17 protein-coding genes and 2 pseudogenes are annotated in these 19,502 nt (G+C 61.7%); 11 read left to right on the top strand and 8 right to left on the bottom strand.

What is annotated here, in order from left to right; genetic code table 11:
• Window positions 1-7 precede the first annotated feature (7 nt).
• From ACAM55_RS30085 to ACAM55_RS30065, 5 genes are all read right to left on the bottom strand, one after another.
• Window positions 8-979, bottom strand: coding sequence for a tripartite tricarboxylate transporter substrate binding protein (locus ACAM55_RS30085; RefSeq protein WP_369656899.1), 972 nt, complete (start codon window positions 977-979; stop codon window positions 8-10).
• A gap of 244 nt (window positions 980-1,223) precedes the next feature.
• Window positions 1,224-1,634: a nuclear transport factor 2 family protein gene (locus ACAM55_RS30080; RefSeq protein WP_369656898.1), complete on the bottom strand. Its 411-nt coding sequence runs from the start codon at window positions 1,632-1,634 to the stop codon at window positions 1,224-1,226.
• A gap of 46 nt (window positions 1,635-1,680) precedes the next feature.
• Window positions 1,681-3,294 carry a gamma-glutamyltransferase gene (ggt, locus tag ACAM55_RS30075; RefSeq protein WP_369656897.1) on the bottom strand — a complete coding sequence of 538 codons (1,614 nt, stop codon included), beginning with the start codon at window positions 3,292-3,294 and terminating at the stop codon, window positions 1,681-1,683.
• 80 nt (window positions 3,295-3,374) lie between these two features.
• Window positions 3,375-4,070, bottom strand: coding sequence for a pyridoxamine 5'-phosphate oxidase family protein (locus ACAM55_RS30070; protein WP_369656896.1), 696 nt, complete (start codon window positions 4,068-4,070; stop codon window positions 3,375-3,377).
• Window positions 4,071-4,227: 157 nt separating this feature from the next.
• Window positions 4,228-5,709, bottom strand: a complete 1,482-nt coding sequence (locus ACAM55_RS30065; protein ID WP_369656895.1) for an amidase — start codon at window positions 5,707-5,709, stop codon at window positions 4,228-4,230.
• Between the two features lie 177 nt (window positions 5,710-5,886).
• Between ACAM55_RS30065 and ACAM55_RS30060 the strand changes: the two genes are divergently transcribed.
• The 3 genes from ACAM55_RS30060 to ilvA all read left to right on the top strand — a co-directional run bounded on the left by ACAM55_RS30060 (window position 5,887) and on the right by ilvA (window position 9,932).
• On the top strand, window positions 5,887-7,461 hold the full coding sequence (locus ACAM55_RS30060; RefSeq protein WP_369656894.1) for a PLP-dependent aminotransferase family protein: 1,575 nt from the start codon (window positions 5,887-5,889) through the stop codon (window positions 7,459-7,461).
• Between the two features lie 83 nt (window positions 7,462-7,544).
• Window positions 7,545-8,306 carry an Asp/Glu racemase gene (locus tag ACAM55_RS30055; protein WP_369656893.1) on the top strand — a complete coding sequence of 254 codons (762 nt, stop codon included), beginning with the start codon at window positions 7,545-7,547 and terminating at the stop codon, window positions 8,304-8,306.
• An 84-nt stretch (window positions 8,307-8,390) separates the two neighbouring features.
• Complete coding sequence (gene ilvA / locus ACAM55_RS30050) at window positions 8,391-9,932, top strand: threonine ammonia-lyase, biosynthetic (RefSeq protein ID WP_369656892.1); 1,542 nt, start codon at window positions 8,391-8,393, stop codon at window positions 9,930-9,932.
• Window positions 9,933-9,970: 38 nt separating this feature from the next.
• On the opposite strand, the gene ACAM55_RS30045 is transcribed toward ilvA, so the two are convergent.
• Window positions 9,971-10,582 carry a helix-turn-helix domain-containing protein gene (locus ACAM55_RS30045; RefSeq protein ID WP_369656891.1) on the bottom strand — a complete coding sequence of 204 codons (612 nt, stop codon included), beginning with the start codon at window positions 10,580-10,582 and terminating at the stop codon, window positions 9,971-9,973.
• A 96-nt stretch (window positions 10,583-10,678) separates the two neighbouring features.
• Window positions 10,679-11,359, bottom strand: a complete 681-nt coding sequence (locus tag ACAM55_RS30040; protein WP_369656890.1) for a helix-turn-helix domain-containing protein — start codon at window positions 11,357-11,359, stop codon at window positions 10,679-10,681.
• A 228-nt stretch (window positions 11,360-11,587) separates the two neighbouring features.
• On the opposite strand from ACAM55_RS30040, the pseudogene ACAM55_RS30035 reads away from it, so the two are divergent.
• Window positions 11,588-12,019 (top strand): annotated as a pseudogene (locus ACAM55_RS30035) (ATP-binding cassette domain-containing protein); the annotation flags it as partial.
• Between the two features lie 72 nt (window positions 12,020-12,091).
• Here the strand turns inward: ACAM55_RS30035 and ACAM55_RS30030 are convergent.
• Window positions 12,092-13,227, bottom strand: a protein-coding gene (locus ACAM55_RS30030; protein WP_369652222.1) for an IS3 family transposase whose coding sequence is annotated in 2 segments (ribosomal slippage) — window positions 12,092-12,966 and window positions 12,966-13,227 — 1,137 coding nt in all. Because the reading frame shifts where the segments join, the coding sequence is not laid out codon by codon here.
• Window positions 13,228-13,312: 85 nt separating this feature from the next.
• Here ACAM55_RS30030 and ACAM55_RS30025 point away from each other — a divergent pair.
• The 7 genes and pseudogenes from ACAM55_RS30025 to ACAM55_RS29995 all read left to right on the top strand — a co-directional run.
• A pseudogene (locus tag ACAM55_RS30025) lies at window positions 13,313-13,621 on the top strand (ABC transporter ATP-binding protein); the annotation flags it as partial.
• Window positions 13,614-14,318 carry an ABC transporter ATP-binding protein gene (locus tag ACAM55_RS30020; RefSeq protein WP_369656889.1) on the top strand — a complete coding sequence of 235 codons (705 nt, stop codon included), beginning with the start codon at window positions 13,614-13,616 and terminating at the stop codon, window positions 14,316-14,318. The pseudogene ACAM55_RS30025 and the gene ACAM55_RS30020, both read left to right, overlap by 8 nt.
• Window positions 14,319-14,326: 8 nt before the next feature.
• On the top strand, window positions 14,327-15,214 hold the full coding sequence (locus ACAM55_RS30015; RefSeq protein ID WP_369656888.1) for a branched-chain amino acid ABC transporter permease: 888 nt from the start codon (window positions 14,327-14,329) through the stop codon (window positions 15,212-15,214).
• Between the two features lie 7 nt (window positions 15,215-15,221).
• Entirely contained in the window at window positions 15,222-16,238 is a 1,017-nt protein-coding gene (locus ACAM55_RS30010) for a branched-chain amino acid ABC transporter permease (protein WP_369656887.1), read from the top strand.
• Between the two features lie 114 nt (window positions 16,239-16,352).
• On the top strand, window positions 16,353-17,579 hold the full coding sequence (locus ACAM55_RS30005; protein ID WP_369656886.1) for an ABC transporter substrate-binding protein: 1,227 nt from the start codon (window positions 16,353-16,355) through the stop codon (window positions 17,577-17,579).
• 31 nt (window positions 17,580-17,610) lie between these two features.
• A complete protein-coding gene (locus ACAM55_RS30000; protein WP_369656885.1) occupies window positions 17,611-18,705 on the top strand; it encodes an Ldh family oxidoreductase in 1,095 nt (364 codons plus the stop codon).
• Window positions 18,706-18,707: 2 nt separating this feature from the next.
• Window positions 18,708-19,376, top strand: a complete 669-nt coding sequence (locus ACAM55_RS29995; protein ID WP_369656884.1) for a pyridoxamine 5'-phosphate oxidase family protein — start codon at window positions 18,708-18,710, stop codon at window positions 19,374-19,376.
• Window positions 19,377-19,502 lie beyond the last annotated feature (126 nt).

Raw genomic sequence — 19,502 nt, 5'->3', positions numbered from 1 at the left:
GGCTGGCTCAGTTGTCGATGCGAATGTTCTTCGCCTTGATCAGGCCGGACCAACGTCCTTCTTCGGCCGCAATGAAGCGAGAGAACTCGCCGGCATTCCGGGGGTGGACCACCATGCCCCGGCCTCGCAGGTCTTGCAGCACTGCGGGGTCCTTGAGGACTTCTAGGATTTCCTTCGAAAGGTAATCCTTGATGGCAGAGGGTGTCTTGGCGGGCGCCGCGATGCCGTACCAGAGTGAAACGTCGACTCCAGGGAGGCCCTGTTCTGCAAGGGTTGGGACGTCAGGGAAAGAGTCCATCCGCTTGTCCACGGTGACTCCGAGTACCTTCACCTTGCCTGATTTTGCGAGCTCAGTGGCACTCAGTGCCGACAGGAACATGAGATCGATCTGTCCGCTGAACACTTGGGTCAGCGCAGGAGCGGTACCCGGAAAGGGAACGTGCAGGAGTTCCACGTGTGCGGCCTGCTCCATCAATGCGATGGCGGCGTGCGCGGTGCTTCCAACCCCCCAGCTTGCTGCGGATACCGAGCCGGGCTGTTGCTTTGCCACGCGAACGAGATCCGGAACACTGGCAGCCTTCGAGCTCGGATTGGCAACGAGCGCAAAAGGCATGATGCCCATGAATGCCACCGGGTCCAGATCCTTCGAGGTATAGCTGATGTTCTTGTACACCATCGGGTTCAGCACGTTTGTCTCCGGCAGTGCCAACATGAGGGTATAGCCGTCAGGCTGCGCACGGGCAACGGCCGTCGTGCCTACGATTCCGTTCGCTCCGGGCTTGTTGTCTACCACCACCTGTTGGTTTATTCGCTCCGAAAGCTTCAAGGCCATCAGCCGTGCAATAGCGTCCGTGTTGCCGCCTGCGCTCCAAGGCACGACCAGCCTGATCGGTCGGGACGGGAACTTATCGGTCTGTGCGGAAGCCGGCAGGAGGATGGCCGCCAGCAGGGCGCCGAATGCGAGATTGCGGAAAGACATGGTGGGTTCCTGGGTAGTGAAGTTCCCAATCTAATTGGATCGATTTCTGTCCCGCGTGCCACTTTGTCGTAAATGGAAAGACCGGTTGCGGGTTTCCGGATGAACTACTTATCGAGGGGCAAAAGGTGCCGCGCCGATGCGCCAGGCAGACACGCAGGTCCGGGCTTTCTCAAGCCGCAAGTCAGAGGAGGGCACGCGTGCGCAAGGTCACATAACTGGGTCATCAGGTGCCAGGCGAACACCCTCAACCCTCAGTGGCAGACCACGACGAACTCGCATTGTCCCAGCGTGCAATTCGGCCACCGCGGACTTGAAGGATCTCGATGGCTCGAGTGTGCTGCAGCGTTGAGTGTTCAGGCGACTTCCAGCGCAATCGCGCGTCACAGATGACGAGGTCGCCCGCGACTGCGCGAACAGTCTTGCGAAGGTCGTAGTGGGTGTATCTCGAGTACCGCTCACGGACGAAGGGGCGCAGTTGCTCTTTCCCGGTCAGGACAACGGCGCCGAGGTCGGCGACAACGTCATCCGTGAAGATATCCAGAATGAGATCAGTATCCAAGGTGCTGACGGCCGCCACCACTTGATCCAGCCAATTCTGTGCGGTCTCCGCATCGAGGGCCGCACTGCCTTCTTGATAGCTCTTCCAATCGGTCATGGGGTATCTCTCCGATAAATAAATGTGGAATCGGGACGCCTGACGATCAAGCCTCGTAAGCCACGCCGTCGCGGCCAGGGTCGGCGCCGCCCTCGAGGCGTTCGCCGTTGATGCGGATCCCGTGCACAGAAGCAATCGTGTACCCGAACGGATTCCGAACCACTTCGTAGCCCAGACTCTCAAGCGGCCGGGACACGGAGCGTGGAATGCGATTCGAAATATCGATGATGTTGCTCGTGGACGAGAAGCGCGCAGCAGATACGGCCTCTTGCATGCTCATCCCATGATCCGCAACGTTCAGGATTGCCTGCAGCACGCCCATCGCGATCTGCGTTCCGCCCGGCGCGCCAAGCACAATTTCGGGCTCGTCTCCGCGGAACACGATGGTGGGACAGGCCGAAGTGAACCTTGCCTTTCCGGGTGCGATGCTGCCCGTTCTGCCTGGTCGCGGGTCGAACACGCCCATGCAGCCGTTGTACATGAAGCCAAGGCCGGGCGTCATCACACCGGACGGCATCGCGAGCGAATGCGTGATGGCAACACAATTGCGGTCTCCATCCACCACGGAAAGGTGCGTCGTGTCCTTTGGAACAGGGGCGCCCAAGTTAAGACGGGGCACGTCGGCCTTCTCGCCGGCATTGATAGCGGCAGCAGCCTGCGCCGCGTAAGCCTTGGAGAGCAGGCGATCCAGCGGCACCTCTAGAAATGCCGGGTCACCGAGATGCCGGTCCTTGTCGATGGTGGCGCGCTTCATCGCCTCACATACGATGCGGATGTATTCCGGCGTGTTGTGCCCGAGCGCCCTCAGGTCGAACTGCTCCAAGATGTTGAGCATCTGGAGCAGCATCGCGCCGCCACCAGGAGGCTGGTTGGTGGTGATGCGTCGGTCCCTGTAGCTTCCTACCAGTGGAGCGTTCTCGCGTGGTGCGTAGGTCGCGAGATCTTGCAAAGACAGCAGGCCGCCGTGGGCAGCCAGGTCCTCCACCATACGATGGGCGAGTTCACCGCGGTAGAAGGACACTGCTCCATCACGCGCGATCGTCTCCAGCGTGTTCGCGTAGTCCGGGTTTCGCAGCGGTGTGCCGATGGTCTTGGGAGTGCCGTCCGGCCGGCAGAAAAGTTCCCGACCGGAGGCCGAGTACAGGAGCCGCTCTCTGTTGCTTACTCGACCAGCGAGCGGCTCGTCGATCCAGAACGCATACATCGCCGGCCGTACCATGAACCCGTCCCGGGCCCATGCAATGGCAGGTGCGACCACTTCTCGCCACGGAAGGCGGCCATGCCGTGTGTGCAGGCGCTCTAGTCCGCAGAGCGTTCCTGGAACGGCGATGGCTTGGTAGCCGATGTCGTTCAAGCGGCCCTTGATGCTGAAGCCAAAACCGTCGCGCGTCTCACCCTCCAGCAAGTGCTCCCACATCTCTGCTCGAGCGCCAAGCGGCGCGGGAGCGTGGAAGTCCACATACTCGTGAATGCCGGCTTCTGGGCGGTGTACGGCGGCCGTGCCGAAGCCGCCGATGCTGCACATCAGCGGATCCACCACCGTTTGCACAAGGGCGCAGGCGACTGCCGCGTCGACCGCGCTCCCGCCTGCCCGCAGAATTTCAACGCCCGACTCCGCCGCTTCAGGCTGCGGGCAGCTCACCATTCCTTTGCCGCTCATGTGGACTCCTTGTATCAAGTCGAGCCCACGGCGGCAGTGGCGCGCTGCCGCTCGGCCGGGCGGAGTGTGCTATCGGAACGTCATGCGTCCGGAGTGTTGTCGACCTCTTGCCGTTCAACGCTGGGCAGCTTCTCGTACTCCTCGATGTACCGCGGCACCGGGACGTCCTGCCGACCTTGGGGGTCGCGGGTGGCACCCGCGAAGACCTGCTTGATCAGCAGTTCGCCGGCCCAGCAATCGCGGTCCAGATCGAACTCGAAATCCGTTGGCGGACCCGCCCGCATCTTTGCAACTGCCTCGACAATGGGAATGCGCATCACCGTCGTGCTGTTCAACTCCTTGGAGTTCGGAGGCCTCACATCGGCAAAACGGCCTTTCAGGACGTGGCGCGCGTAGGCCTCGAAGGAGGCGAGTTTCTCCTGCGGATCGGTCACTTCTTCTGGACGCCCCAACACCACCACGGAACGGTAGTTAACAGAGTGGTTGTAGAGCGAACGTGCCAAAACCAGGCCATCCACATGAGTGACGAGGACGCACACCTCCCCACTCAGCGCCGCGCTGAGCATCGTGCTCTGGTTGGAGCCGTGAATGTAGATGTAGTCGCCCATCCGGCCATAGCCAGTCGGCAACACGCGGGGCGCCCCTTCGTGGACGTAGGCCACATTGCACATGAACCCTTCGTCAAGAATTGCCCGAATAGCATCCTTGTCGTAGATCCCCCGGTGAGGGCGACGGGTTAGCGTCGTGCGGTCTGTCGCTTTGTACTTGTCACTCATGTGTTTTCCTTCGTATTGCGGGCCTTAGATGCCCTGAACGGCGGCGAAAGATGCTCCCGTACCACGCCATTCTTGACGGACCTGAATTCCAGCATCAGGCCACTTTACGGCTTCGCTGCAGGCCACTTTTTCTTGCGCCACCAAGCTGCGCGACCGCTTAAGCTTCATTCGGGAATTTCACTTCGGCAGGTCGCCGCGCAATAAAATCGGCGCGGATCTGCTCGTATGCCGCTCCTGCACGCAGTACCTTGGCGTCGCCGCCGTACGGGCCGATCAGCTGGATGCCCATGGGCCAACGGCCGTTCGGATGGAAGCCGGCGGGTACCACCAAGGCAGGCAAGCCGCCAAGGGTGGCATAGATTGCGACCTCCATCCAGCGGTGGTAGGTGTCCATCTCGCGTCCCGCGATCTGTTTGGGCCAGCGCTCCTGCGCGTTGAACGGCCAACACTGCGCGGAAGGCAGCACGAGCAGGTCCCACTGATTCAGCATGGTGCGCATGTGCTGGTAGTAATTCGTGCGAACCTGGCTTGCCTGACGGAAATCGGTAAAGCTCATGCCGCGCGAGCACTCGTACTCCCACTGAGCCTCCGGCTTGATCTTCTCCTTGGCACCTGGCAGTTGCATGAGCGCCCCGACACGTGGCCCCGCGCCTGCGCGGCGCCAAGTCAGCCAGCATTCCCACAGCTGCTTGGGATCGAACCCCAATGGCACCTCCTCGACCACGGCGCCCGCCGCTTCGAGGTGACGAAGCGCTTCGCGACAGGCGTCCAGCACCCCGGTTTCCATCGCGAGGTGGCCGCCAAGGTCGCCCAGCCAGCCTATGCGCATGCCGCTGAGAATCCCCGGATCGACGGCCTCGTGTTCCTTCCAGCCCAAAGGCATCTGCATGGAAAGCGGCGAGCGCGGATCGAAACCGCTTTGTGTGGCCAAGAGCCGCCCCACGTCGCGGATGCTACGGCCCATGGGACCCTCGTTCGAGAGCAGGTCGATCCACACGTCCGACATTCCAGCCTGGGGTACTCTTCCTTGCGATGGGCGCATGCCGAAGACGTGGTTCCAGCCTGCCGGGTTCCGCAGTGAACCCATTCCGTCTGACCCGTCCGCGACCGGGAGCATGCGCTGCGCCAGGGAAACGGCCGCCCCTCCGCTGCTGCCGCCGGCGCTCACTGCCGGATCCCATGCATTGCGGGTCACACCCCACAGAGTGCTGAACGTATGCGAGCCCAGCCCGAACTCAGGCGTCGTCGTCTTGCCGATCACGATGCAGCCTGCGGCCTTCATGCGTGCAGTCAGGATGGAGTCGCTCGTGGGCATATTGCCGGCCAGCAGCTCGCAACCTTTCGTGGTGGGGAAGCCAACGACGTCTGCGAAATCCTTAACGGCCATGGGGATGCCATGCAGCCAGCCCCGCACCTTGCCGCTGGCCAGGTCGGCGTCAGCAGCATCGGCTTCAGCCAATAGCTTCTCGACCGGAGCCATGTTGACGATAGTGTTGAAGGTGGGGTTGAGCGCACCAATGCGATCGACCGTGGCCTGCATCAGCTCGCGGCAAGAGAACGACCGGCGCCGCAGGCCATCTGCGAGTTCGGAAGCCGTCAGGTCGGTCAAGGCAGGCCTCACGGAGGCGGTTTCACTCATCATTTCTCCTTGCTTCGGCTGGGCTCGTACGGAATCCGTCCGCATCGAGCCACTTAACGTCGTCTGTCATATAAGTGGCCCGCCCGAATGCATCTTCAGCGGGCCATACTCGGCTCCATGCCGAGGCTTCTTGGCGCATTCTTGACGGTGAACAGCGCGATGGACGGGCCACTTCCAATGGATGAATCGAACCACTTCGGTGCACAGCCCAAGCCCCGGCGACGGCGAGCGCGGGTATCCAGGGCACGCCTGCTTGAGTTCCTGGTGATCAACCGGCAAAGCCCGGTGACCGTGGTGGACCAGGTTGCCACCGGGATTGAACACCTGATCGTCACCGGCGGCCTGAGATCAGGTGACCTCCTGCCGTCCACGCGCGAGCTCGCCCGAACGCTCGACATCGGCAGGGCCACTGCGCTCAGTGTCATCGCCAGGCTCAGCGCGGAGGGATTCGTCGAGACCCGCGTCGGCTCTGGCTCGAGAGTGCGCGAGCGATCAGCCGACTTGTTGACCGGGAGTGCCGCGCCCGCGCCAAGCTCGCTCAAACGCAGCCAGGTGCCGGGCGCCGTGGCCATTCAGCAGCAGGTTGCCTTGCTGGACACCTTGCCAAAGCATGTCTCGCGCAGCACCAGTTTGATGGATTTGCAGAGCCTGTCGGTGGCTACGCCTTTCGCACCAGGGATGCCGGCAATTGATCAGTTCCCCTATCACTCCTGGAGCGACTTCTGTGCAAAGTCCTGGAAGCACGCGACGGCGGCCATGCTGGAAACTCGCGACCCGGCCGGCTACAGGCCGCTTCGGGAGGCACTTGCCGGCTACCTGGCGAGTGCACGTGGGGTACGTTGCACGGCGGACCAGATCATCATTGTCTCTGGTGCTCAGCACGCGTTCGATCTCACCTTGCGCGTGCTGATGCAGCCGGGTGACCGGGTGTTGATTGAGGATCCGGGCTTCCTTGGCGCCAGGAATGCCATGCTGTCGGCAGGATTGAATCTGAGGGGGGTCCCGTTAGATGAAGAAGGTGTCATGGTGCCGGACGACAACGGCGGCGCCAAGCTGCTCTACACCACCCCGTCGCACCAGTATCCGATGGGTAGAACCATGAGCCTGGCGCGCCGCCGGGCACTGCTGGAGTGGGCGCACCGGACATCCTGCTTCATCTTCGAAGACGACTACAGCAGCGAATTTCGGTATGACGGCAAGCCTTTGCCTTCCCTGCAGGGGTCTGACGAGTACAGCCGGGTGATCTACGCTGGAACGTTCAACAAGATCATGTTCCCGTCCTTGAGGCTGGGTTACCTCGTCGTCCCGGAAGAACTCGTTGATGTTTTCCTGAGTATCAGAACCTGGTCGGACGGCTGTCCTCCGGGCGTGATCCAGGCTGCCATGCTCCAGTTCATCGAACGGGGCGCTTTTTACTCGCACATCCGCCGGTTGCGAGAGATCTACGCAGCACGCCACTCGCTGCTGTGCGAGCTGATCTCCCAGAAGATGGGACTGATGCTGTCGGTCATCTCGGATCCGGCTGGACTGAACCTCGCGGCGGTCGCGAAGCGCCCGATGGACGACGTGGCCCTCTCACGCCGTGCTCGCAATGCGAATATCGTCTGTCCGCCCCTGTCTCAGTACTTCGTCCATGTGGAACCGCAGTGTGGGTTCCAGTTTGGCTTCGCTTCGAGCAACGAGGCTCAGATGAAGGCGGCCATCGACCGACTCGAAGTGGTCTGGGGCCAAGGCGCGTCGACTGCTACTTAACTGGTCTGAGGAACCGGCGCGAAGTGGCATGCAGCAGGAGACCTTCGATGCTTACGCTTCTCGGATCACGAAGGGAACCGCTCATGCTTCAGACTCGAATTGGCTACGAACTTGCTCAAGATGACACGGAGGCACGCCGCCTGGCGCTGATCGTGCTACGCACGGACCGCACCATCGAGGGCGAGGTGCGATCGAGCCTTCCAACCTCGCAGCCCGTCTCGCTGTACCACAGTCGCATCTTCAACGACTTCGAGATCTCCGCCGCGACCTTGGAAGCCATGTCGGACCTGCTGCAGCCGACGGCGGCCTTGATCCCTGCCGAGTTCAAGCCGCACGTGGTGGGATACGGCTGCACGTCTGCCACGATGCTCCTGGGAGAGGAGCGGGTGGCAAGCATCATCCGCCAAGCACATCCAGGCGTGCAGGTGACCGAACCGGTTACTGCTTGCATTGCGGCATGCAGGTCGCTGGGCATGAAGAAGATCAAGCTCGTCACCCCCTACGAGAGCACGGTGAACCGGAAGATCGTCGACGGACTGCGCGCCCGCGGGCTGGACGTGGACTCCGTGGTCTCGTTCGAAGAGCCCGATGACCTGAAGGTGGGCGCCATCTCCACGAACAGCGTGGTCGAAGCCGCCGTCCATGCGGGCGGTGGATTGACGCCGGACGTCGATGGTGTCTTCATTTCATGCACCACGTTACCGAGCTTCAGTGCCATTCCGATCATCGAGCGCCTCACGGGCAAGCCCGCCACTTCAAGCAATCATGCGTTGGCATGGCACATGCAGAAGCTTGCCGGCATCAAGAAGTTCCAGAGCTCGCTCGGGCGCCTCTACGCGGACTAGCCGTGGCAGGTCCTCCGACGGAGTTCCCGCCTCCTGCGACATGCTTCGCCGCCGCAACTTCGTCCGTGAGAACGCCGTCACCTTATGCTTGATCTCGACGAATACCTGAAGAGGATACTCAGGGCCCGTGTGTACGACGTGGCCGTGGAGACCCCGTTGCAGCCCGCCAGAGAGTTGTCGGGTCGGCTCGGCAATCAGGTTCTCTTGAAGCGCGAAGACCAGCAGGCCGTGTTCAGCTTCAAGCTCCGCGGCGCTTACAACAAGATCGCACAGTTGTCGCCCGAGGAGCTGCGTCGCGGGGTGATCTGTGCTTCTGCGGGTAACCATGCTCAGGGTGTCGCACTTGCGGCGCGGCGCTTGGGCGCGACTGCAGTCATCGTCATGCCTGTTACCGCGCCACGAGTCAAGATCGAGGCGGTCAAGGGACTGGGGGGCACCGTGGTGCTGCACGGGGAGAGCTACTCCGAGGCCTACGCTCATGCCCTGGAACTACAGGAGGCAGACGGGTTGACGTTTGTGCATCCGTTCGACGACCCCGATGTGATCGCCGGGCAAGGCACGGTAGGCATGGAGATCCTGAGGCAGCATCAAGGGCCGCTGCAAGCCGTGTTCGTGCCTGTCGGCGGCGGCGGGTTGATCGCTGGCGTCGCTGCGTACGTCAAGGCGGTCCGCCCGGAGGTTCAGGTGATCGGAGTGCAGACCATCGACTCGGATGCCATGGCGCGGTCGGCTCTAGCTCGCGAACGCATCACACTGGGCGACGTGGGCTTGTTCTCGGATGGAACGGCCGTGAAGCAGGTGGGCGCGGAGACGTTCCGCATCGCCAGCAGCCTCGTGGACGGCTATGTGACGGTGGATACGGATTCCATGTGCGCGGCGATCAAGGATGTATTCACCGACACTCGCAGCATCGTGGAACCGTCTGGAGCGCTTGCAGTGGCCGCCGTGAAGCAGTACGTCAAGCAGCGAAAGACGCGCGGAGAGACGTATGTAGCCATTCTCAGCGGCGCCAATATGAACTTCGACAGGCTCCGGTTCGTTGCGGAACGGGCGGAGATCGGTGAAGAGCGGGAGGGCCTGCTCGCGGTCACGCTTCCCGAATCACCTGGAAGCTTGTTGCGCCTGTGCAAGACCATCGACAACCTGTCCGGCCCCGCCCGCAGCATCACGGAACTCAAGTACCGTGTATGCGACGCCGAGAATGCCTCGGTGCTGGTCGGGCTGACGATCCACTCCGCAGGGGAAACGCAACGCGTTGCGGAAGTCCTGACGCACGCTCGCTTCTCCGCCCAAGATCTGACGCACGATGAACTGGCCAAGGAGCACATGCGGCACATGGTGGGCGGGCGCTCGCCGCTCGCTGCAGGCGAGCGTGTGCTGCAGTTCGTCTTTCCGGAGCGTCCGGGTGCGTTGATGCAATTTCTCTCGTCATTGCCGCCCAACTGGAACATCACGATGTTCCACTACCGCAACCAAGGCGCCGACTATGGCCGGGTGTTGGTTGGCCTGCAGGCGCCCAGCCCAGACGAGGACGATTTCCACCGTGTTCTGGAGAGAGTGGGCTATCCGCATGAGGAGCTCACGTCCGCTCCTTCCTACCGGCTTTTCCTGGGGCCACGCAGCTAACCACCGGCAGCACGAGGGGAGCGCGCTTGCACCTTCATTCACCCGAAGGAGTTGACCGGCGTCACTATCATGAGGAGCCGCGCGGGTGAATGGCCCACGTTCTTGCCGCTGTGTGGCTGTTCGCAAGAGAAGTGGACACAGTCGCCTGGCTCGAGCACCAGTGTTTTGTCGCCGATTCGGAATTCAAACTGCCCGTCCAACAGGTACAGCACTTCCTCGCCTGCGTGCGTCAGGACCTCCGGGTTCATCGACTCGCCCACCGGGTAGACCAGTTCAAAAGCGCTCATCTGCTGATCGATGAGCTCTCCACTCATGAGGTGGTACGAGTATCCCCGAGCAGTGAGTGGCGGTTCGCCACCGCGGTCCTTGGCTCTGTTCAGGATGTAGCGCGGAGCGGCTTTTGCACCAGGATCCTCGAAAAAATCGCCCAGTGGGATGCCGAGGCGGCCCGCAATCACGATCAGGTTGGAGATCGAGGCACTCGATTCGCCGCGTTCCAGGCGCGACAGGAAACCCGGGGAGAGGTCTGTGTCTTTGCTCAGACGCTCGAGGGTGATCTGCTTGGCGCGGCGGGCTTCCCTGATCCTCGCACCGAGCCGGATTGCAACGGCCCGGGTCCTTTCCTCGAGTTCTGATTTGTTCTTGTCCATCGCAGCGCTGATTTTGTGTGTGGTGCAAATCTACCATCGCGGCACGGTGCGGCAAAGAACCCAGGACGTGGAGCTCACAGGCAGGCGCCGGTGGCGCTACTTCCCGCCTGTGAACTGGGTAAGGCTTCTGGCCGAGCCGGGGTCGCGGCCAGACATTCGGGCCGGTATGTCGATGGAGTCGACGGGCGAGACAATCATCAACAGGCGTGCCTCTCCGTGCCCGATGTTCTCGCCGGTATGCGGTTGATCACAAGCAAAGTGCACGCAGTCGCCGGGCTCCAAGACCATCGCGTCGGAACCGATGCGGAACTCCATGGTGCCTTCAAGAAGATAGAGGACTTCCTCGCCTCGGTGTGTCAGTACCTCTGGATGCATCGTCTCGCCGGCAGGGTAGACGAGTTCGAACGCGCTGACCTGCTCGCCCTCCAGATCGCCGCTGGTGAGGCGGTAGGTGTAGCCGCCGGCACTCAGCGGAGCTTCGCAACTCCTGTCCTTTGCCCGCGTCAACACATAGTCGGGTCGGGGACATTCTTGCGCATCTTCGAAGAAGTCACGCAATGCGATCCCCAGGCTCTCCGAGATCACGATGAGGTTGGAGATCGAAGCGCTTGTCTCTCCGCGCTCCAGGCGAGACAGAAAGCCCGCCGATAGGTCGGTCTTGGCGCTGAGGACTTCAAGGGTGATGGCTCTGGAGCGTCGTGCATCACGCAACCGCTCACCCAAACGCCTGGCCACTGTCCTGATGGTCTCGTCGAGGTCGGCTTTGTTTTCTTCCATGAGTTTCGTTGCTATCTGAGTGCATCACTGAAAGGTGCGGCATGCACCAAGGTGGTTCTCGTCCGCCATTCCCCGTGCCTTGGAGACGTTCCTCGGCAGGCACGAAACATGCATCATAGGCAAAAAATGACCAATAACTTTCCCTATAGACAAATGTGCATAACATGCACATCATTGTGTTCCTAACGCAAATTTGAAGCGATGACAGTTCCAGGCATTTCAGGCGGCATGACGGAGACCGACGTTGGGGGCAGCTACGCGCTCGTCGTCGAGGGCTTAACCAAGGAGTTCGGCGGCTTCACCGCCGTGAACAATGTTGACCTTCGGGTGCGGCGCGAGACCATCCACGCCCTGATCGGCCCCAATGGCGCGGGCAAGACGACGTGCTTCAATCTGATCACTCGATTCGTCCGACCCACCTCCGGCCGCATCTTCTACAACGGGCAGGACATCACTTCGGCTGCGCCCGAAGACGTTGCCAGCCAGGGTCTGGTGAGATCTTTTCAGATCTCCGCCATCTTTCCGAAGCTGTCGCTCGGCGAAAACGTTCGTGTGGCGCTGCAGCGCCGGCTGGGAACGACGTATCACTTCTGGAAGCCGCTCTCCAGCCTCAAAGCCCTGGATGCGGACGTGGACCGGCTGCTCGATTCGGTGGGTTTGCTTTATCAGCGCGACCATGACCTGCCCCCTTCTGCCGTGCCATTCATAACGAGGAAGTCCGGGGTTGCAAGATTAATTAATCTCGGTGGTTGTTGAGGTGGATCGAGCTGCATCGCCAGCGCGCTGGCGATGCAGCTCGGCGAACTTCGACGGAGGCATTCGCTGGCAACTGCTGTGCGGCCTGACCTCGTTGTAGTCCTGGCGCCAGAGCGTGATGGCCGATCGGGCCTGCTGCAGCGTCTCGAACCACTGTTCGTTCAGGCACTCGTCCCTGAACTTGCCGTTGAAGCTCTCGATGTAGCCGTTCTGCATGGGCCGTCCCGGCTCGATCAGGATGTGACGGATGCCATGGGTCTGCGCCCAGCCCATGAAGGCGCGACTGGTGAACTCCGGGCCGTTGTCGGTGCGCACAGCCAGCGGGTAGCCTCTGAACACGGCCGCTTGATCCAGCAGTCGCGTAACGTATTGCCCCGAGATTCCCCAGTCCACCGAGATGCTCACGCATTCGTGGCTGAAGTCATCGGCCACGGTCAAGCACTTGATGCGCCGTCCCGTGCTCAGGCTGTCGCTGACGAAGTCCATGCTCCACACCTCATTGACCGTCGTGGCCAGTTGCAGCGGCACGCGTTCGTTGGCGGGGCGTTTGACCTTCTTGCGCTTGCGCACCGCCAGGTTGGCGGCGCTGTACAGGCGGTAGACGCGCTTGTGGTTCACGCCCGGGAAGTGCGGGCGCAGCATGTCGTGGATGCGCCGATAGCCGAAGCGCCGACGTGCATGCGCGATCTCGACGATCTTGTTGCTGAGCTCTTGCGTCATGGCATCGACCTCGGGTGGGTTGCGGTAGCTGTCGCGGGAGAGCCCCACAAGCCTGCAGGCGCGTCGTTCGCTCAGATCGCATTGCCCGATCATGATGGCGACGGCCGCGCGCTTGGCTTGCGGGGCTATCGCTTTACCCCGAAGGCCGTGTTCAGCGCGTGGATGTCCAGGTGCGCTTCGGCCAGCAGCTTCTTGAGTTTGTTGTTCTCGGCCTCGAGCTCACGCAGGCGCCTGGCATCGGGCACGTCCATCCCGCCGTATTTGGCGCGCCATTTGTAGAAGGTCGCATCACTGAAGCCGCCCTTGCGGCACAGATCTTTGATCGGCAAGCCAGACTCGGCTTGCTTGATGAAACCGATGATCTGCTCCTCGGTGTATCTGCTCTTTCTCATGTCCGTCATTCTCCAAGTTGACGGACTTCACTGCCACTACGCTGGTACGGCCGGGAGGGGGCAGGTCAACCAAGTGGCAGGAACGCTGTCCTACGGCCGCAAGCGCGCACTGGAGATTGCGACGACTCTGGCGCTGGAGCCTCAGGTGCTTTTGCTCGACGAGCCGATGGCGGGGATGGGACGCGAGGACATCGAGACCGTCGCGGCGCTCATTCAAAGGGTCTCGAAGGGGCGGACCGTCTTGATGGTCGAGCACAACCTGGGCGTGGTCGCGCGGCTCGCGAACACGATTACCGTTCTGTGTCGCGGGGAGGTGCTCGCGGAAGGAACCTACGAGGCCGTTTCAAAGAATCCCGAGGTTGTGTCCGCCTATATGGGAGGCGCTCATGGCTGAGGCCCATCTTCGTGTCGGCGACTTGCACGCGCAGTATGGCGAGAGCCGGATTCTGCATGGGATGAATTTCACCGTTCATCGAGGCGAGGTCGTCACCCTCCTTGGTCGAAACGGTGCAGGCAAGACGACGACGCTTCGCGCCATCATGGGCTTGGTCGCAAGGAAAAGCGGTTCCGTAGTGTTCGAGGGTCGGGAACTATCGGGGCGGCTTCCCGAGGCAGTCGCCCGCGCCGGCATAGCGTGGTGCCCCGAGGAGCGGGCCATCTTCTCCGGCTTGACTGTGCAGGAAAACCTCATGCTTCCACCCGTGGTGCGTCCTGGAGGCATGAGCGTCCAAGAAATCCTGACGCTGTTCCCGAATTTGGCTCAGCGCATGAAGAGTCCTGGAACGAAGCTGTCCGGCGGAGAGCAGCAGATGCTTGCCCTCGGCCGCATCCTGCGCACCGGCGCGCAGCTGCTGCTGCTCGACGAGCCGAGCGAGGGATTGGCCCCGGTGATCATCGAGCAGATCGGCTTGACGATCCAGAAGCTCAAGGCGCGTGGCATCTCCATCCTACTGGTTGAGCAGAACGTGAGGTTCGCGACCAGCGTGGCCGATCGTCACTACGTCGTGGAGCATGGCGAAGTAGTCGACACGTTCTCCAGCGCAGAGGTCGACAACAAGAGCGCTCAGTTGAGCGCCTACCTGAGCGTGTGAGGCGCCACATGAGCATCGAATCAATTTTCGGCATCCCCACAAATGCGTTCATGAGTCAGCTCTTGCTGGGTCTGATGAACGGGGCGTTCTACGCCATGCTGAGCCTTGGCCTGGCAATCATCTTCGGCCTGCTCAATGTGATCAACTTCCTGCACGGCGCTCAGTTCATGGTCGGAGCGTTCGTGGCCTGGATGTTGTTGACGTGGGCCGGCGTCGGATACTGGGTTGCGCTGCTGGTGGCGCCGCTTGCCGTCGGACTGGCAGCTGTGCTCGTTGAGCGGCTGCTGCTGCGGCACCTGTATCGCCTGGACCACCTCTACGGGATGCTGTTGACCTTCGGACTGATGCTGATCGTTGAGGGCGTGTTCAGGAAGAGCTTTGGTTCATCGGGACTGCCTTACCCGAACACGATGCCGGGAGGAATGGACCTGGGATTTATGTTCCTGCCGTACTACCGCGCCTGGGTGGTGGTCGTGTCGTTAGCGGTCTGCCTGGCTACATGGCTTCTCATCGAGAAGACCCGATTGGGAAGCTACCTTCGTGCCGCGACCGAGAACCCTGAGGTTGTGCGGGCATTCGGAATCAACGTTCCTGTCTTGCTCACGCTTACCTATGCCTTTGGCGCGGGACTCGCGGCACTGGCTGGGGTCATGGCGGCTCCGATTTATCAAGTCAGCCCGCTGATGGGCTCCAACCTGGTCATCCTCGTCTTCGCGGTCGTCGTCATCGGTGGCATGGGGTCGATCATGGGCTCCATCCTGACGGGATTCTCGCTGGGTGCCGTCGAGGGACTGACCAAACTCTTCTATCCACAGGCGTCCGCCACCGTGATCTTCCTCGTCATGGTCATCGTGCTGCTTGTCAAGCCGGCGGGGCTCTTCGGAAAGATCAAGTGAGAACACTATGAGACAAGACGCTTCTTTGACACTTCGCCCGATCGTCTTCCTGTTGGCGGCTGCAGTGATTGCGCCCGCGCTGATCTACCCCATCTTCCTGATGAAGGTGATGTGCTTCGCGATATTCGCGTGTGCGGTCAACTTGCTCGTCGGCTATGTTGGGCTGTTGTCACTCGGGCACTCCATGTTTTTTGGCATGTCTGCCTATGTCACGGCGTATACCCTCAAGGAATGGGGTTGGCCGTTCGAGGTTGCGCTGCTCTGTGCCGTCTTGGCGAGCACGGTGCTGGGATTTATCGCCGGCGCCATCGCGATCCGAAGGCAAGGAATCTACTTCGCGATGATCACGTTGGCCCTGGCGCAGATGGTCTACTTCTTCTGCCTTCAGGCGCCGTTCACTGGCGGTGAAGACGGTCTGCAGAAGGTTCCTCGGCCAGTGGTCCTTGGCCTGCTCGACACCGCCAACGACAACGTTCTCTATGTAGTGGTGCTCGCGATGTTCCTGGCGGCGTTCGCCATCTATCACCGGACGATTCATTCACCTTTCGGCCAGGTGCTCGAAGCCATACGCGACAACGAGCCGAGAGCCGTCTCGCTGGGCTACAAGGTCAATCGATACAAGTTGCTGGCGTTTGTGCTCTCGGCCGCGCTGACCGGGTTGGCTGGCGGAACCAAAGTGCTCGTCTTCCAACTCGCTTCACTCACAGACGTGAATTGGCACATGGCCACCGAAGTGGTTCTGATGGTGCTGGTCGGCGGCATGGGTACCGTCCTGGGTCCTTTGGTGGGAGCGGTCTGCATTCTCGCCATGCAGGAATATCTGGCTCCGCTTGGTGAGTGGGTGATGGTGATCCAGGGGGTGATCCTGGTCACTGTGGTCATGGTGTTCCGTCGCGGATTGGTGGGTGAATTCGAGGCATGGCGCACTCGCAAAAGTTCACTGACCGAGGCTGCTAAACACCCCGGCCATCAAGAACGCGCTGTCGGACTTGCCACCCCGGAGGGTGCGAATCCACATCGTTGATCTCCCTTTTTTTGATTTTCAGTTTGCATGAGATGCACAAGTGTTGCCCTGGATGCACGCGAGTGCAGACACCTTTTCCATGACCACTCCCCACTTCCTTAGAAAGAAATGAACATGTCCTCGAAAGCGCTCAAGTTCTTCGCAGCCGGCTTGGCTGCGCTCACTGCCATCGCGAGCGTTGTCGCCTCGGGACCTGCCAGTGCGCAAGTGTCAGGCGATGTCGTGAAGATCGGCATCCTGAACGACCAGTCCGGCCTGTATTCAGACTTGGCCGGCGTTGGCTCGGTGGAGGCCGCACGCCTCGCGATCGAAGAGTTCGGTGGCCAGGTGCTCGGCAAGAAGATCGAGCTTGTCTGGGCGGACCACCAAAACAAGGCGGACATCGGCGCAGGCATCGCGCGAGCCTGGTTCGACAAGGACGGCGTCGACGCGATCGCCGATTTCTCGAACTCCAGTGTGGGGTTCGCCGTGCAGGCACTCGCGAACGAGCGCAAGAAGATCACGCTGATCACTGCAGCGTCCTCCGACTTCACTGGAAAGGCGTGTACGCCGTTGTCCACCCAGTGGGTCTACAACAGCTACAGCAACGGCTATGGCCTGGCCCGTCTCATGACCCAACGCGGCCTGGACTCCGTCTATCTCCTGACCGTGGACTACGCGTTTGGCCATGCCTTCGCGAACGATGTTCGAAAGGCCGTCACCGACAACGGCGGAAAGGTCGTCGGCGAGTTGCGTTTTCCCCTCAATTCCTCGGACCTGAGTTCGTACCTGCTTCAAGGGCAGGCCTCCAAGGCCAAGCTGATCGTGGCGGCGAGCGCCGGCAGCGACATGACCTCGATCGTCAAGCAGGCGACTGAATTCGGCATCACCCCGAAGCAGGCGCTGGCGGCTCCCTCTGTCTTCCTGACGGATGTGCACAGCATGGGGCTGCAAGCCGCGCAAGGCCTGCAGTTCCTGACGGCGTTCTATTGGGATCGAACCGCGGCCTCCCGCACTTGGTCCGAGAAGTTCTTCGCGCGCCGCAAGGCCATGCCGACGATGACTCAGGCGGGGGTCTATTCCGCCGTGCGGCATTACCTCAAGGCCATCGAGGCCGCAAAAACCGACGACGCGGCTGCGGTCGCCAACAAGATGCGCGAACTGCCCATCAAGGACATGAACATCGAGAACGGCCGCGTCCGCGAGGACGGGCAAGTAATGCACGACATGTACCTCGTTGAGGTCAAGAAGCCGGCCGAATCCAAGCGCGCCTGGGACTACTACAAGGTCGTTGCCACCGTCCCTGCGGAGCAAGCCTTCCAGCCGCTCGGCGCCAGCGCCTGTCCGCTGGTCAAGAAGTAATCAATTTCCAACCCCTTCCAAGGAGAAAAAAGTGAGCGATTCCATCCGTATGAAACTCGACGAAGTCCACGAGCTCGCAACAACGCTGTTGCTCGCCCAGGGCTTCAACCAAGCCCACGCCAACGCCATCGCCAATACGGTGACTGCGGCCGAGCGCGACGAGTGCCGCCATCACGGCTTGTTCCGCATTCCCTTCTACGTCAATGCACTGCGCGCTGGGCAAGCTTCCGGTGATGCGGAGCCGACAGTCGACGACCTTGCGCCAGCCGTGATACGAGTCGATGCCCACTATGGCTTCTCACCGCTGGCACTGGAAGTCGGCGATGAGCTCCTCGCCAAGCGGGCGCAGGAGACGGGCATCGCCGCACTGGCCGTCAACAACGCCCTCAACGTGGCGGCCTTGTGGCCAGAGGTCGAGCGCCTGGCGAACCGTGGTCTGGTCGCGTTCGCGTTTGTCGCCGCAGCGCCCTACGTTGCGCCGCACGGCGGCACCAAGCCGCTTTACGGCACCAACCCCATGGCCTTCGCCTGGCCTCGGCTCAACCACCCTCCGATGGTCTTTGACCAAGCTTCGAGCGCGAGCGCGCGCGGCGAAATCCAGGTTCGTCTGCGTGATGGCAAGCCGCTGCCCGAAGGCTGGGCGGTGGGCCCGGACGGGACGCCGACAACGGACCCGAAGGCCGCTCTTGCAGGCGCTCAGCTGCCGTTCGGCGGTGTGAAGGGCGCTTCCATTGCCATGATGGTCGAGTTACTCGCCGGTCCGTTGGTCGGCGATCTGCTGAGCTACGAGGCCGGCGAGAAGGATGTCGCGAACACCGGCGCGCCGTGCGGCGGCGAGCTGATCATTGCCATCGACCCCGTTCGATGCCTCAAGAACGGCAGCCGCAAGGCGCAGTTGGAACACGGCGAGCAACTGTTCAGCAAGATCCTCGAGCAGGAGGGAACGCGGCTGCCGTCGCAGCGCCGGTATGAAGCCCGCGGACGTACGGTGGTGGAAGGCGTCACCGTGCCGAAGTCACTGTACGACACGCTGAAGCTGTTCAGCACGGGCACCTACGTTCGACAAGAGAACGCCTACGAGGGCGACGACTTGCTGCGTGGCAAGCCGGCGAAGGCAGTGGCCTGAGCATGGTCGCCCCAAGCCAGACTTCCCAGTACGCGCCAACGCCGCGTACCCAAGTCCGACGCCGGCCGGAGCGGGCCAGCTACGATCGTCAGCTGGTCCATTCGATCATCGACGAGGCCATCGTCTGCCACGTGAGCTTCATCTACGAGGACCAGCCGTGCATCATTCCGACGACGATCCTTCGCATCGATGAAGACCTCTATCTCCACGGCAGCCCGACGAATCGAATGCTGTGCGTCCTCGCTCAAGGTGTACCGGCTGCCATCGCCGTCACCCACGTCGATGCTGTTGTGGCGGGTCGGTCCGGATTCGGTTGCAGCGTGGACTATCGATCCGCCATCATCTACTCCAGCGGGCAACCCGTGGAGGGACCGCACAAGGCAGAGATCGTCGACCGCGTGATTCAGTCCGTCGTGCCGGGTCATCGGGTGCGTGCGCCAAAGCAAAAGGAGCTCGACGCCACGATGGTGCTGCGCTTCCCAATAGCCGAGGTCTCTGCAAAAGTCCGAGACCTCGGCGTGCGCGACTACGAAGAGGACCTGGGGCTGGACTTGTGGGCCGGCACGATACCGCTGCGCGTCGTGGCCGGAGCACCGGTCAATGCGCCGGATCTGCGGTCCGGTATCAGGACTCCGGATTACGCGCTGAACTACCAACGGGGCAAGGGCTAGCCGCGGTTTCGGCTCTCCGGGCATAAAGACTGGCATGTGCACTCGCGGCGTGCGGAGGGTCGCTGGGCCGGCTTGCTCCGGCGCCCAACCGCCGCCTCGACAAGGAGGCACAAGTTTCTTTCACCA

It is taken from the genome of Variovorax sp. V213, from assembly GCF_041154455.1.
GTDB lineage: Bacteria > Pseudomonadota > Gammaproteobacteria > Burkholderiales > Burkholderiaceae_C > Variovorax.
The sequence above is the reverse complement of the archived record's forward strand: the minus strand, read 5'-3'. Positions and strand labels throughout refer to the sequence as shown.